Source organism: Pseudomonas sp. S3_B08 (genome assembly GCF_054667725.1).
Genome location: NZ_CP162750.1, coordinates 5,286,131 through 5,299,539 on the forward strand (window position 1 = coordinate 5,286,131; position 13,409 = coordinate 5,299,539).

Annotated in this window: 8 protein-coding genes and 2 pseudogenes; 4 read left to right on the plus strand and 6 right to left on the minus strand. The window is 60.2% G+C overall.

Translation table 11 applies throughout. From position 1 onward, the window contains the following. Positions 1-36: 36 nt before the first annotated feature. The 4 genes and pseudogenes from mscK to AB4N73_RS23950 all read right to left on the minus strand — a co-directional run. A complete protein-coding gene (mscK, locus tag AB4N73_RS23935; protein WP_095181005.1) occupies positions 37-3,390 on the minus strand; it encodes a mechanosensitive channel MscK in 3,354 nt (1,117 codons plus the stop codon). Between the two features lie 34 nt (positions 3,391-3,424). Next, positions 3,425-5,167 (minus strand): potassium/proton antiporter, encoded by a 1,743-nt coding sequence (locus AB4N73_RS23940; RefSeq protein WP_041477603.1) that lies wholly within the window; start codon positions 5,165-5,167, stop codon positions 3,425-3,427. A 314-nt stretch (positions 5,168-5,481) separates the two neighbouring features. Next, positions 5,482-6,354 (minus strand): methyl-accepting chemotaxis protein, encoded by an 873-nt coding sequence (locus AB4N73_RS23945; RefSeq protein WP_460143609.1) that lies wholly within the window; start codon positions 6,352-6,354, stop codon positions 5,482-5,484. A gap of 30 nt (positions 6,355-6,384) precedes the next feature. Next, positions 6,385-7,107, minus strand: a pseudogene (locus AB4N73_RS23950) (MCP four helix bundle domain-containing protein); the annotation flags it as partial. 277 nt (positions 7,108-7,384) lie between these two features. Between AB4N73_RS23950 and AB4N73_RS23955 the strand changes: the two are divergent. From AB4N73_RS23955 to AB4N73_RS23970, 4 genes and pseudogenes are all read left to right on the plus strand, one after another. Then, positions 7,385-7,615, plus strand: a complete 231-nt coding sequence (locus AB4N73_RS23955; RefSeq protein ID WP_016772015.1) for a hypothetical protein — start codon at positions 7,385-7,387, stop codon at positions 7,613-7,615. Next, positions 7,612-7,914 (plus strand): cell division protein ZapA, encoded by a 303-nt coding sequence (locus AB4N73_RS23960; protein ID WP_460142625.1) that lies wholly within the window; start codon positions 7,612-7,614, stop codon positions 7,912-7,914. The genes AB4N73_RS23955 and AB4N73_RS23960 overlap by 4 nt, the downstream gene beginning before the upstream one ends. Positions 7,915-8,058: 144 nt before the next feature. Then, positions 8,059-9,084 (plus strand): annotated as a pseudogene (locus tag AB4N73_RS23965) (cache domain-containing protein); the annotation flags it as partial. 135 nt (positions 9,085-9,219) lie between these two features. Further along, positions 9,220-9,951, plus strand: coding sequence for a methyl-accepting chemotaxis protein (locus AB4N73_RS23970; RefSeq protein WP_371924027.1), 732 nt, complete (start codon positions 9,220-9,222; stop codon positions 9,949-9,951). Positions 9,952-10,152: 201 nt separating this feature from the next. Here AB4N73_RS23970 and AB4N73_RS23975 read toward each other — a convergent pair whose 3' ends face one another. Both AB4N73_RS23975 and AB4N73_RS23980 read right to left on the minus strand, forming a co-directional pair. Further along, a complete protein-coding gene (locus AB4N73_RS23975) occupies positions 10,153-11,955 on the minus strand; it encodes an acyl-CoA dehydrogenase (protein WP_460142626.1) in 1,803 nt (600 codons plus the stop codon). A gap of 156 nt (positions 11,956-12,111) precedes the next feature. Then, the gene (locus AB4N73_RS23980; protein WP_056786210.1) at positions 12,112-13,083 is read right to left on the minus strand and encodes an IS110 family RNA-guided transposase; all 972 of its coding nucleotides are present in this window, start codon (positions 13,081-13,083) and stop codon (positions 12,112-12,114) included. Positions 13,084-13,409: the final 326 nt, after the last annotated feature.

The following is a 13,409-nucleotide window of genomic DNA, read 5'->3' on the forward strand; positions in this document are numbered from 1 at the left end:
GCAGAATGTCCGAGCATTCTGCTGGGACCACGTCGGTTAGTCGAGTTTGCTCGGTGGCGGTTCCGGCAACGGTTTCTGCCCGTCGACGATCGGCACGATGGTTTTGTTCTCGGGTTCCACAGGCACCATCTTGTATTCCTGACCGTGGAGGTTCTTCAGATAAACCTCCATCTGCCGGAACGAAATGTTGATGTGCTGCTTCTTGAACTCGCGATTGATGAAGCGGTTGACCTCATCCAGCACCGGGTTGCGGTCACCGAGATCGCGTACATGCATGCGCAGTTCGTGGTCGAGCGTGCTTTCGCCGAAGTTGAGGAAGTACACGTGTGGCTCAGGTTCTTTGAGCACGCGCGGGTTCTCCCGGGCCGCTTTGAGCAGCAGTTCCTTGACCAGGTCCAGATCCGAACCGTAATCGACGCCGAGTTTCAGCGTGACGCGGGTGATGGTGTCGGTCAGCGACCAGTTGATCAATTGCCCGGTGATGAACGTTTTGTTCGGGACAATGATGTCCTTGCGGTCGAAGTCGGTGATGGTCGTGGCGCGGATGCGGATCTTGCTCACCGTGCCCGAGAGGTTGCCGATGGTGATGGTGTCACCGATCCGCACCGGGCGTTCGAAGAGGATCATGATGCCGGAGATGAAGTTGGCGAAGATCTCCTGCATACCGAAACCGAGGCCCACCGACAGCGCTGCCACCAGCCATTGCAACTTGTCCCAACTGACGCCGAGGGTCGACAGGGTGGTGACAAAACCAACGCCGGCAATCACGTAGGACAGCAGCGTGGTTGTCGCATAAGCGCTACCCTGGGCCAGATTGAGTTTGGACAGCACGAACACTTCGAGCAGGCCGGGCAAGTTGCGCGCCAGAGCGAAGGTGATGCCGATGATGATCAGCGCGCCGAGCATGTCGCCGATGCTGATCGGCACCATGCTCATGTTGGCGCCGGTACCGCTGGTGTATTCGTAAAGGGTGATGTTGTCCAGATACGAGAACACCGAAATCAGGTCCGACCAGACCCAGTACAGCGCCGCAATGAAGCCGCCGAGCAGGGCCAGGCGGATCAGACGCAGGGACTGTTCGTTGACCTTTTCGATGTCCAGGGTCGGCTCTTCGATCACCGCTTCGCCGTCGCCAGCTTCTTTTGCCGCCTGCCGTTTGGCCAGCGCGCGCTGGTAAGCCAGACGCCGCGCGGCAACGCTCAGGCCCCGTACGAAAGTGGCCTCGATCACTAGCCAGAACATCAGCAGGTACAGGGTGTTGATCAAACGGTCGCTGAGTTTCAGCGCGGTGTAGTAGTAGCCGAAACACACCGCAACAAACAGGGCGATCGGCAGCAGGGTGAACATCACCCCGACGGCTTTGCGGAACAGCGAGGCATTCTGGTGCGTCGGGCTGCTGATCAGCAGGCGACTGAGCAGCCATGCCATCAACGCATAGCAAGTCAGCACCACCGGCATGCCGAGCACGTCATCGGCCAGCGCCGCCGGTTGCAACTCGGCGACGGCCACCACGGCGACCAGCGCCATTACTACCAGGCCGAGTCGACGCACCCAGCCCTGAAGGAACTCGACCTGCGGTTTTTCCCAGCGGAAGTGCAATTCCGCCACGCCACCCGGCGCAAGAATCCGGTACGCGGTGTAGAACACCAGCCAGGCCTGGCCCATCTGCAACAGCGCCGCGCCCATGTTGGCGTTCTGCCCGCGCGCGTCGATCTGCAGGGCCAGACCGCACAGCGCCAGCCCCAGCGCCACCGGCATCGCCAACAGGATGTTGATCAGAATCGCCTGCGGCGTGTGCCACTGGCTGTCGCGCTTGAAGTGGCCGATGTCCTGGTGAACCTTGTTGAGTCGTCCGTACAGCGCTTTGCGTCGCCACAACAGGGCGCCGATCAGCAGCGCCAATGGCAGGAACAGCAAGGGACGCTGGGTCAGGCCGTCAGTCAGTTCGCTCAGACTCGACGCCCAGGGCAGGGTGTTGACCTGTCGCTCGAGACGCTCGGGCACGCCGCGCATCCATTCCACGTCCAGCGGCTTGTTGCTGGGGATCCAGAACATCTGTTCGTCGAGGGTCGCGCGCAGGCTTTGCGCGGTGCTCAGCAATTGTTTCTGGTTGAGCTGCAGGGTGATCGATTCATTGAGCATCGCGCTCAACTCGCGGTTCAGCCGCTCGAGCAGATCAGCACGGGTGTTGGCCAGATCGAGCAGGCTTTTGCGCAGTTGCGGGGTGACCTGCTCTGGCGGCTGCGTGGCCAGCAGATTGTCGACATAGGTCGCCGGATTGCTCAACAGCTCCCGCTGCTGGCTGACATCGAACTGATACAGGCGAATATCGGCAATCTGGTCGGCGAGGTCGCGGTCGACCTTCAAGTGCGGCAGCGCCTGCTTCTGTTTGTAGAGAATTTTCGACAGCAGCAGGCTGCCCTTGAGCACGCTGATCTGTTCGTCCAGTGCCGAATCGCTCTGGGTCAGGGTGTCGAGTTGCTGTTTGGTCTGCAGGTTCTGCTGCGTGACTTCGTTGAGACGGTCGGTGCTCTTGAGCAAATAGTCGGAAAGCTTGAGATTGGTCGCGCTCTCGCTCGCCAGCAGGCTGCTGCCGCCGGCCTTCTGCGCTTCGATCGATTGCTGGGTAACGGTTTCCTGCGACTGCGCCAGACGCTTCTGGTTGATCAGGGTTTGCAGTTCCTGGATCTCGCGGTCGAGGCGATCGGATTTCTCCGAGAGCAAGTCATGCTGAGCGTTGCCCAGATCCTGCAACTGGGTGTTGCCTGCCAGTTCCTGGCGGCGCAATGGAATCAGTGCATTGAGTGCGGCCAGTTCGGCGTTCAACTGGTCGCGCTGTTCGGCGGTGACCGTTTTGCCCGTGTCCTTGCCGGATTTGAGGATGGTGTTGATCTGCTGGATGCGCGTCTGGCTGGCGGAAATCTCCGCCTGCGCACGCTCGGGGCGAGTCTGCGCGGTGATGATCAGACTGTTGGCTTCGGCCAGGGCTTTTTGCAGATCGCTTTGCTGGGTCGAGCGATCGGTGAGGATCTGCTCCAGTTGCTGGATCGACTCTTTCGGAAAACGCTGCGCTACCGGCACCGGTGCAGTGGCCTTGAGGCGGCTCAGTTCGCGGGTGTTTTCAATCGTCTGCTTCGGCGCGTTGGCCAGCTGACGCTTGAGATCGATCAGCTTCTGCTCGTAATCACGCTGGTTGTTCAGTTGATTGAGGGTGTTCTGCAGGACGGTCTGCAGGGTCTTCTTGTCGGCGTCCGGCAGTTTGCTGTCAGCCAGCTTGTCGAGGCTGGCCTGCACGGCATCGCTGGACGGTGGTTCGGCAGCATGCAGCGGGCCGACGACAAGACTGAGGCCCAGCAGGGCCGCGGCGAAAAAGGAGCGCAGGGTAGGCATAGAGACCGGTCAAGCAAGTGAGAGTGGAAGCAGTTTAGAGGAAGAGTCCGGGGCCCGGGCGACTTCCTTCGGGGAATCTGACGCCCACTTTGCCGATCTTGTTCCCGTCCATGACCGCAACCGTCCAGTGGGTATTGTTCCACTCCACCTGGTCGCCGACGATGGGGGCGCCCCCGACTTTCTGGGCGATGAACGCGCCCAGGGTCATGTCCGGATCGATGCCTTCGGCCGGCAAGCCATACAGCGCTGCAACCGCTTTAAGCTGGGCGTCTCCTTCGAGTACGAAGTCGCCGAAGAAGCGCAAATCGAGGCCACGTTGCGGCGCCTGGCTGAACAGTTTGCCGAGGGCCGACAAGTTGTGTTCATGACCAATAACACACAGCAAATCATCGACTTCCAGCACCGTACTACCCGACGGATGGAGCAGTTGCTGGCCACGAAACAGCGCCGCGATGCGTGTGCCCTCGGGCATTTTCAGCTCACGCAGGGGCGAACCGATGCACCATTTCTCCGCGCCGAGCTTGTAAACGAACAGTTCCCACTCGCTGGTGACGTGCACTTCCAGTGCCGCCCGGGATATCGGCGCGGGTTCTGGCGGAACGGTCACCTTGAGCAATTTGGCCACCCACGGCAGGCTCGTGCCTTGCACTAGCAGCGACACCAGTACGATGAAGAAGGCCAGGTTGAAATACAGCTGCGCTTGCGGCAGCCCCGCCATCAGCGGGAACACCGCGAGAATGATCGGCACCGCGCCGCGCAGGCCGACCCAGGAAATAAAGGCTTTTTCACGACCATGGAAAGCCTTGAACGGCAGCAGGCCGACCATCACCGACAGCGGCCGCGCGAACAGGATCATCCACAGCGCCAGACCGAGGGCGGGCAGGGCGATCGGCAGCAGATCGTGGGGCGTGACCAGCAGGCCCAGCACGAGGAACATGCCGATCTGCGCCAGCCAGGCCATGCCGTCGAGCATGTGCAGAATGCCGTGGCGGCTACGCACCGGGCGGTTGCCGATCACCAGACCGCACAGGTACACGGCGAGAAAACCACTGCCGTGCAAGGCGTTGGTCAGCGCGAACACCACCAGACCGCCAGCGATGATCAGAATCGGATAGAGCCCGGCCGCGAGATTGATGCGGTTGACCAGTTGCAGCATCACCCAGCCGCCGCCCAGACCGATCACACCACCGATGCCGAACTCGCGGATCAGGTGGGTCAGCAGGCTCCAGTGCAGGCCGGTTTCGCCGCTGGCGAGCATGTCGATCAGGGTGACGGTGAGAAACACCGCCATCGGGTCGTTGCTGCCGGATTCGATTTCCAGACTGGCGCTGACCCGTTCGTTGAGGCCTTTACCGCCGAGCAGCGAGAACACCGCAGCGGCGTCGGTCGAACCGACGATGGCGCCGATCAGCAGGCCCTGAATCAGATTGAGGTCGAACAGCCACGCAGCGGCCATGCCGGTCAGCCCGGTGGTGATCAACACCCCGACCGTGGCCAGCGACAGCGCCGGCCATAACGCCACGCGGAAACTCGACACCCGCGTACGCAAGCCGCCGTCGAGCAGGATCACTGCCAGGGCGAGGTTGCCGACCAGATAGGCCGTCGGGTAGTTATCGAAAATGATCCCGCCACCATCGACCCCGGCCGCCATGCCGACCGCGAGAATGATGACCAGAATCGGAATGCCGAGACGTGAAGAAAGAGAACTGACAAGAATGCTTGCGCCTACCAGCAACGCGCCGATCAAGAACAGGCTGTTGATGGTCGTCGCATTCAAAGGCAGTACTCCAGAAGCGTAAAGACGGGGGCACAAACTGACCATGCAGTCTGCGTGCCAGCGATTCTAACCTGTTGAAATGTGATGCTGTCAAAAAGGTTTTCAGGGTGCATCAGGTTTTGCGGCAGGCGGAGGATTGCGGCCCTCACCCTAGCCCTCTCCCGGAGGGAGAGGGGACTGACCGAGGTGTTTGTGCAGGTTACACCGACTTGCAATATCGAGCCGAACTCAAAATCTGAAAGGCCCTCAATCTGCTCCCTTTCCCCCTCGCCCCCTTGGGGGAGAGGGCTGGGGTGAGGGGGTAGCCTTTGATCTTAGAGGCTGAACCGCCCAACCATGTTGTTCAGATCCAGCGCCAGGCGCGACAGCTCATTGCTCGCCGCGCTGGTCTGATTGGCGCCGGTCGCCGACTGCACCGACAGATCGCGGATGTTGACCAGATTGCGATCGACTTCCCGCGCTACCTGCGCCTGCTCTTCGGCAGCGCTGGCGATGACCAGGTTGCGCTCGTTGATTTCGACGATGGCGCTGTTGATCGTGTCCAGCGACATCCCGGCGCCACGGGCGATGTTGAGCGTCGACTCGGCGCGCTCGGTGCTGTTGCGCATCGAATCCACGGCGTGTTCGGTGCCGCTCTGGATGCTGCCGATCATCCGTTCGATTTCGCTGGTCGACTGCTGGGTGCGATGGGCCAGGGCGCGCACTTCGTCGGCCACTACGGCGAAACCACGACCGGCCTCACCGGCACGGGCCGCTTCGATCGCTGCGTTCAATGCCAGCAGGTTGGTCTGGTCGGCGAGGCCACGGATCACGTCGAGCACCTTGCCGATGTCGCGGGATTCATTGGCCAGGTTGCCGATCAGCGACGCGGTGCTCTGCACATCGGCGCTCATGCGTTCGATGGCGCTGACGGTTTCCTGCACCAGATCACGACCGTCGCCCGCCGAAGTGGTGGCGTTTTTCGAGGCTTCCGAAGTGCTGACCGCGTTGCGCGCGACTTCTTCGACAGCGCTGGTCATCTCATTCACGGCAGTGGCCGCCTGCTCGATTTCGTTGTTCTGCTGGGTCAGGCCGCGAGCACTTTCATCGGTGACGCTGTTCAGCTCTTCCGCAGCAGACGCAAGCTGTGTGGCCGAACCGGAGATGCGCTGCAGGGTATCGCGCAGCTTCGATTGCATCTTCGCCATGGCCGCCAGCAAGCGCCCGGCTTCATCTTCGCCATCGACATGGATCGGCTGGGTCAGGTTGCCTTCGGCGATGGTTTCCGCCGCCTCCAGTGCCTTGGAAATCGGCTTGGTAATGCTCACGGTCAGCAACCAGGCGAACAGCAGGGTCAGGCCGCTGGCGATCACCAGCAAGGTCACCACCAGATTGAACGACATCGAATACTGATCCTTCGCGCCCTGGTCGGTTTCGGCGATCTGCTGGGTGTTGATCTCCAGCAAGCGCGCCAGCGCGGTATTCACCGCTTCCGAATTGCTCAGCAAATCGCTGTTGAGCATCTGCCGCAACTCGTCGATCTGATTGTTGCGCGACAGGGTTTTCATCCGCTCTTCGAGCTGACGGTACTGCGCCAGCAATTGCACGTACTGATCGTACGCCGCACGTTCCTGCGGGCCTTCGATCAGTGGCTCGTATGCGCGTTGCGCATCGGCGATCTGGCGATTGCGCAGATCGAACAGTTCGATGGTTTTCTGCTGCACGTCGGGTTCGCGATTGATCAGCAAACGGTAGGACAGCACGCGCAGGCGCAGTGTCAGCTGGGTGAATTCGTCGAGGGCCTTGATCGATGGCACGCTGGCGGTGGCGATGTCTTCGCCGGCCGCGCGGATCTTGCTCATCTGGTTCAGCGCAAACACGCCGAGGATCAACATCAGGCCGCCGATCAGGGCGAAGCCGGTGAACGCCCGTGGGGCGATGTTCATATTGCGAAGGGACATGGGCGGATACCGAAAAGGGCCGCATCCATGCGGGCTGAGACTGCTGTATGGGTGACTTATCGGTCATACGACTAAAGTCTTGAGGTGGTGTGCGTATTTGTCGCAGACAGGCTTGAGCGACGAAGTGCAGGAACCAGATCGACCAATCACAGTCTTTTAAACTCGCGAGAAGCTTCGCCACCCAGGAAAATCAAGGCCTTGCGCCGGTTTAACCCTGGCATCCGTGGTGACTTTTCTTTATCGTACGCGCCCTTTGAAAAACGCTTGGAAGATCAAAATGTTGGAAGCATCCCTCAGCCAATTGGAACAGCTCGTCAGCGACCTGGTGCAACAGAACCAGACCCTGCTGCAGACCAACCAGACCCTGTCCACGGAACTGGCCCAGGCCAAGGATGAAAACGAAAACCTGCAACTGAACCTGATGGAGCAGGAAGAAAAACACGGCGCCACCGCCGCGCGCATCCAGGCGCTGGTTGATCGCGTCAATGCCGGTCCTGTCAGCGCATGAACCACGGCACAGCAGGGGTAAAAGTCATCTCCATTCTCGGCGAGGACTATTCGATCAAGGCACCGGCCGGGGAAGAACAGACCCTGCTGGACGCGGCGATGATGCTCAAGGCAGCGCTGGAAGACACCAAGCGCAAATACCCGACGCTGATCGGCGACCGTTTGCTGGTGCTGGCGGCGATGAATCTGTGCTCGCAGCAGATCGAAATGAAGAAACAGCACCAGGAAGAACTCGACCGTTATCAAGAGCAAGTCAGCGCCACGGTCGAGACGATTGCCAAGACCATCAGTCAGGGCTGATGGGGTTGCGCACAACCAGGGAATAGATTGTCGGTTGGTTTGTATACAATCGGCACGGCCGTTGCAGTGTTTCGGCCACTTATTCCTTGGGGGTGCTCCATGCAGTGGTGGCGACGCAGTATTCAGTGGCAGTTGATTCTCGGCATGGGCGCGGCCCTGCTGATCAGCATCGTGATTGTGGTTGGCATTTATACCCTGGTGGTCAACCGCCTCGCCCAGAGCTATCTGGTCGAACAAGCGCTGCCGTCGAGCATTGAAGCGACGCGCAACGATATCGAACGCATCCTCGTACAACCGCTCACCGCCGCCAAGGACATCGCCAGCAACAGCATGGTGCGTGACTGGCTGGCGACAGGCGAGGACAGCAGCAAAACTGCTCTCTTCGCGCAGTATCTGGAAGGCATCCGCGCTGAACACAAAGCTTTCACCGCGCTGATCATCGGCACCGAATCCAACCACTACATCACCGAAAAAGGCCTCGATCGCACCCTCAGTCGCGCGAAACCGGCCGACGCCTGGTTCTATTCCTTTCTCGACAGCAATCAGCCGCGCACCCTCAATATCGACAACGACGGCGCCACTGGCGAGCTGGCCCTGTTCATCGATCTGAAGGTCAAGCAGGCCGGCAAAGTTGTCGGTGTCGCCGGGCTCGGGCTGAGCATGAAAGAGCTGTCGGAGCTGATTCACAACTTCAGTTTCGGCGAGCGCGGCAAGGTCTATCTCGTGCGTTCCGACGGTCTGATTCAGGTCCATCCTGAGGCGCAGTTCAGCGGCAAACGCACCTTGACCGAGCAGATCGGTGCCAACGCGGCGCAAGCGCTGATGGGGCACAAGGACGCGGTCAACAGCAGCTTCCAGCGCGACGGTGAAGACTTCCTCGCCTTCAGCCTGCCGCTGCGCGATCTCGGCTGGACCCTGGTGGCCGAAGTGCCGCAGTCGCAGATCTACGCCGAAGCACGGAAAGCGATGTGGATGAGCGGCGGCATCGGTCTGGTGGTGGCGCTGGTCTGCCTGGCGTTGGTGGTGTGGCTGGCGCAGGGGCTGGTGCGACCGATTCGACAAGTAACACGGGCGCTGGTGGCCATCGGTAGCGGTGGTGGAGATTTGACCCACCGGTTAGATTCCAGCCGTGCCGATGAGCTGGGTGACCTCGCGCGCGGCTTCAACCGTTTTCTCGACAGCCAGCGCGCGATGATCGGCGAGGTGCTGACCACCAGCGAACGCCTGCGCACGGCCGTGGGGCAAGTGGCGAAGGTGGTGGACAACACCGCCGAGCGTTCGGGCCGGCAGCAGGAAATGACCGACATGGTTGCCACCGCCGTCCACGAAATGGGCCTGACCGTGCAGGAAATCGCGCAGAACGCTGGCAACGCCGCGCTTGCCTCGCAAACCGCGCGCGATGAGGCGTTGCAGGCACGGGAAGTGGTTGGTGGCTCGATCCGTCATATCGAGAGCATGTCCGATGAGATCGGCGTGGCGGCAGGGGCGGTGGGTGAGCTGGCGCAGCAAGTGGCGTCGATTGATTCGGTGCTGGCGGTGATTCGTGGCGTTTCCGAACAGACCAATCTGCTGGCACTCAACGCCGCCATCGAAGCTGCCCGCGCCGGCGATATGGGCCGTGGCTTCGCGGTGGTCGCCGATGAAGTGCGCACCCTCGCGCGCAGGACCCAGGCCTCGACCGACGAAATTCAATTGATGATCGGCAGCCTCAAGCAAGGCGCGGAAAACGCCGTGTCATCGATGCGCACCGGTCAGGCTGCAACCGGGACCGGGGTTGAATCGAGCCAGCGTACCGGCGCGTCACTGACGGCGATCACCGGTCAGGTCGAGCGCATCAGCGATATGAACCATCAGGTAGCGACGGCAACCGAAGAGCAGTCCGCGGTGACTGAAGAGATCAACCGCAACGTGCAGGGGATTTCCGATCTGGCACGGGCGACGGCGGGGGAGGTTCGTGCGTGTCGTGAGGATTGTCAGATGTTGCAGCGGCTGGCGGATGATCTGGCGCGGCAGATGGGTGGGTTCAAACTGAGTTGAGTATCAGACCTGAAAAGCCCCTCACCCTAGCCCTCTCCCGGAGGGAGAGGGGACTGACCGAGGCGTCTATCGCTATACGTCGACCTGAAAACACCAGTCGATTATGGATCCGGCAAGGCCCTTTCAGGTCGGCGTACTTCTTGAATATTCCCCATTCGGCCCCCTCTCCCTCCGGGAGAGGGCTGGGGTGAGGGTAGCGTTTCAGAACCACGCATCCCGCATCCCCAGACACGTATCATCCCGCGCCTCCAGCAAGTCCAGCTCATGCTGGCAACCCGGCACTTCCCATGTCAGGAAATACCGCGCCGCCTGCAACTTGCCCTTATAGAAGTCGACATCCGCCGCATTTCCTTTGGCCAGGCCTTCCTCGGCGCGAATCGCCTGCTCCAGCCAGCGCCAGCCGATCACTGCGTGGCCGAACACTTTCAGGTACAGCGCCGAGTTCGCCAGGCTGCTGTTGACCTTTCCTTGGGCCAAATCGGTGAGCAGGCCGATGGTCACGGTTTGCAGGCGGGCAACGAGTTTTTCCAGCGGTTCGCGCAGGGTGGTCAACGAATCGTATGCAGTGGCACGTTCGGCCGTGTTGGCGATCAATCGAATCAGCTGCTTGAGACCGGCGCCACCGTTCTGCGCCAGTTTGCGCCCGAGCAAATCCAGAGACTGGATGCCGTGGGTGCCTTCGTGGATCGGGTTCAAGCGGTTGTCGCGGTAGTACTGCTCCACCGGGTACTCACGGGTGTAGCCGTGGCCGCCAAGAATCTGGATCGCCAGTTCGTTGGCTTTGAGGCAGAACTCCGAAGGCCAGGATTTGACGATGGGCGTCAGCAGGTCCAGCAGCTCATGAGCCTGTTTGCGTTCGGCTTCGGTTTCCAGCGTGGTGGTGTCATCGAACAACCGCGCGGCGTACAGGCCGAGGTCAAACGCACCTTCGACGTAGGATTTCTGCGTCAGCAGCATGCGTCTGACGTCCGCGTGCTGAATGATCGCCACCGGCGCAGTGGTCGGATCCTTGCTGTCCGGCACCCGGCCCTGCGGCCGCTCACGCGCATATTCCAGTGAATACAGGTAACCGGCATAGCCGAGCATCACCGCGCCCATGCCGACGCCGATTCGCGCTTCGTTCATCATCTGGAACATGTAGCTCAAACCATGGTGCGGTTTGCCCACCAGATAGCCGACGCACTCACCGTTATCGCCGAAGTTCAGCGCCGTCGATGTGGTGCCGCGCCAGCCCATCTTGTGGAACAAACCGGCGAGCAGCACGTCGTTGCGCTGGCCGAGGCTGCCGTCGTCGTTGACCAGAAACTTCGGCACGATAAACAGCGAAATACCTTTCACCCCCGGCGGGGCGTCCGGCAGCTTGGCCAGGACCATGTGCACGATGTTTTCCGACAGCGGGTGATCGCCGCCGGAAATGAAGATCTTGTTGCCCTTCAGGCGATAGGTGCCGTCGGACGCAGGCTCGGCGCGGGTACGAATGTCCGACAGCGATGAACCGGCATGGGGCTCGGTCAGGGCCATGGTGCCGAAGAAACGTCCGTCGATCATCGGTTGCAGGAAGCGCTGTTTCTGCTCTTCGCTGCCAAAGCTCTCGATCAGATTGGCCGCGCCCATGGTCAGGAACGGGTAGGACGTCGAAGCTGCATTGGCGGACTGGAAATGCGCGAAGCAGGCTTGCGACAGCAGGGTCGGCAATTGCATACCGCCGGCCTCGAAACTGCGCGCTGCGTTAAGGAATCCGGCCTCAAGGAAGGCATCCACCGCCGGTTTGACTTCAGGAATCAGGATCGCCTTACCATCCACGTAGCGCGGCTCGTTCTCGTCGCCCTTGCGGTTGTGCGGCGCAAAGTACTTCTCGGCGATGTTGCGCGCGGTGCCGATGGCGGCGTCGAAGGTTTCGCGGTTGTGCTCGGCGAAGCGCTCACGCCGGGTCAGGCCCTCGGCATCAAGGACTTCATACAGCTCGAAAGCCAGATTGCGGGAACTGAGCAGCGTCTCGGACATGGCGGCCTACCTGAAAATTGGGGTTGGACCGAGTCTAAGGCGGTGGAATAGAGGCTGGATAGGATGATTGATGAGAGTGATGCAGAAGCAAAAGATCGCAGCCTTCGGCAGCTCCTACATTTGGAATGCGTTTCCCTGTAGATACCGTCTTGAGCCTCACCGGGCAAGCGCAAGTTTCGGGTCATATGGCAGTCCTGACTTGAGCACTCCGTAAACGAAGTGCAGCAGCTTGCGCATTGCTGCGCAGATGATCTGCTTGGGGGCCTTGCCATTGGCTTCCAGGCGTTCTTTCATCGCCTTGATCGCCTTATTGTGTTTCAGCGCCACCATGCCAGGCATGTAAAGGCCTGCACGCAGCCGTGCTGACCCTACTCTTGAGATCAGGGTGTGACCTTTGAGCTTTCCTGATTCCTGCAGCTTTGGATTGAGCCCTGCAGCAGCGACCAGTTGGCGAGGATCACTGTATTTGCGCAAGTCACCCAGTTCGGCGAGCAATCGTTCAAGCGTTTTTTGTCCGATGCCGTCGATGGTTACGATGAGATCCCGCATCTGACGCATATCCGGGTCGTCATCGATGTGTTTTTTGATCGCCTTATGCGTTTCTACGATCTCTTTTTCGATATGGCGCAGAACGGAGTTGATCGAGTCTTTGACCTTTTCGTCGGAAACGTCCAGACGATTGAGCTCCATTTGTTCCATTTCCTGAAGGTCATCCAGGCGGCGCACCATTGCTTTTAACTGGCGGTATTTCAGCGGCTCAGGCGCCCATGGGTGAAGTTTTTGATCCTTTTCCCGGGCAAAGTCGGCGATCAGTTTGGCATCGCTTTTATCAGTCTTGATGCGGCGCAGTTCGCTGTCAGCGTACGCTTTGGTCGTAGCCGGGTTCACGACGCAGACCCGGAAGCCTTTGTTGTAAACGAATTCCGCGAGCTCCAAATGGTAGACGCTGGTGGCTTCCATCACGATCAGGGCCGAACGCTCGGCATTTTTTTCTAGCCACGCCTCAAACTCTTTAAAGCCCTTTGGATCGTTGGCCAGCTTGGCCTTGGTTTTGTGCTTGCCGTTGGGCTGGTGTGTAGCGATATCAAAGGTGTTCTTTGCGATGTCGACGCCAACGAAACCGGACATGATTGATTCTCCACTTGTTCCCTGTTGCAATCATCACGTCACTCTGTCCAACCTTGCGAATGCGGGCTCTCGCCGCAGGCGGGCCCAAGATACCGTGCGAACTGTACGAGTGAGTGTGGAGGGCTGGAGCACGATCTACGTCACAGGCAAAAAGCCTAAGGAGCTGCGCGGCTTCCAAGTCCCTCCCTCGATGATCAGTCGAGAACTATCGCTCCTGACGGAGCGTTAGTCGAGATACAAGGAGCTGCCGAAGGCTGCGATCTTTTGATCTTCTGTGGAAGCGAGCCTGCTCGCGAAAGCGGTGGTTCAGGCAACATTGATGTCGA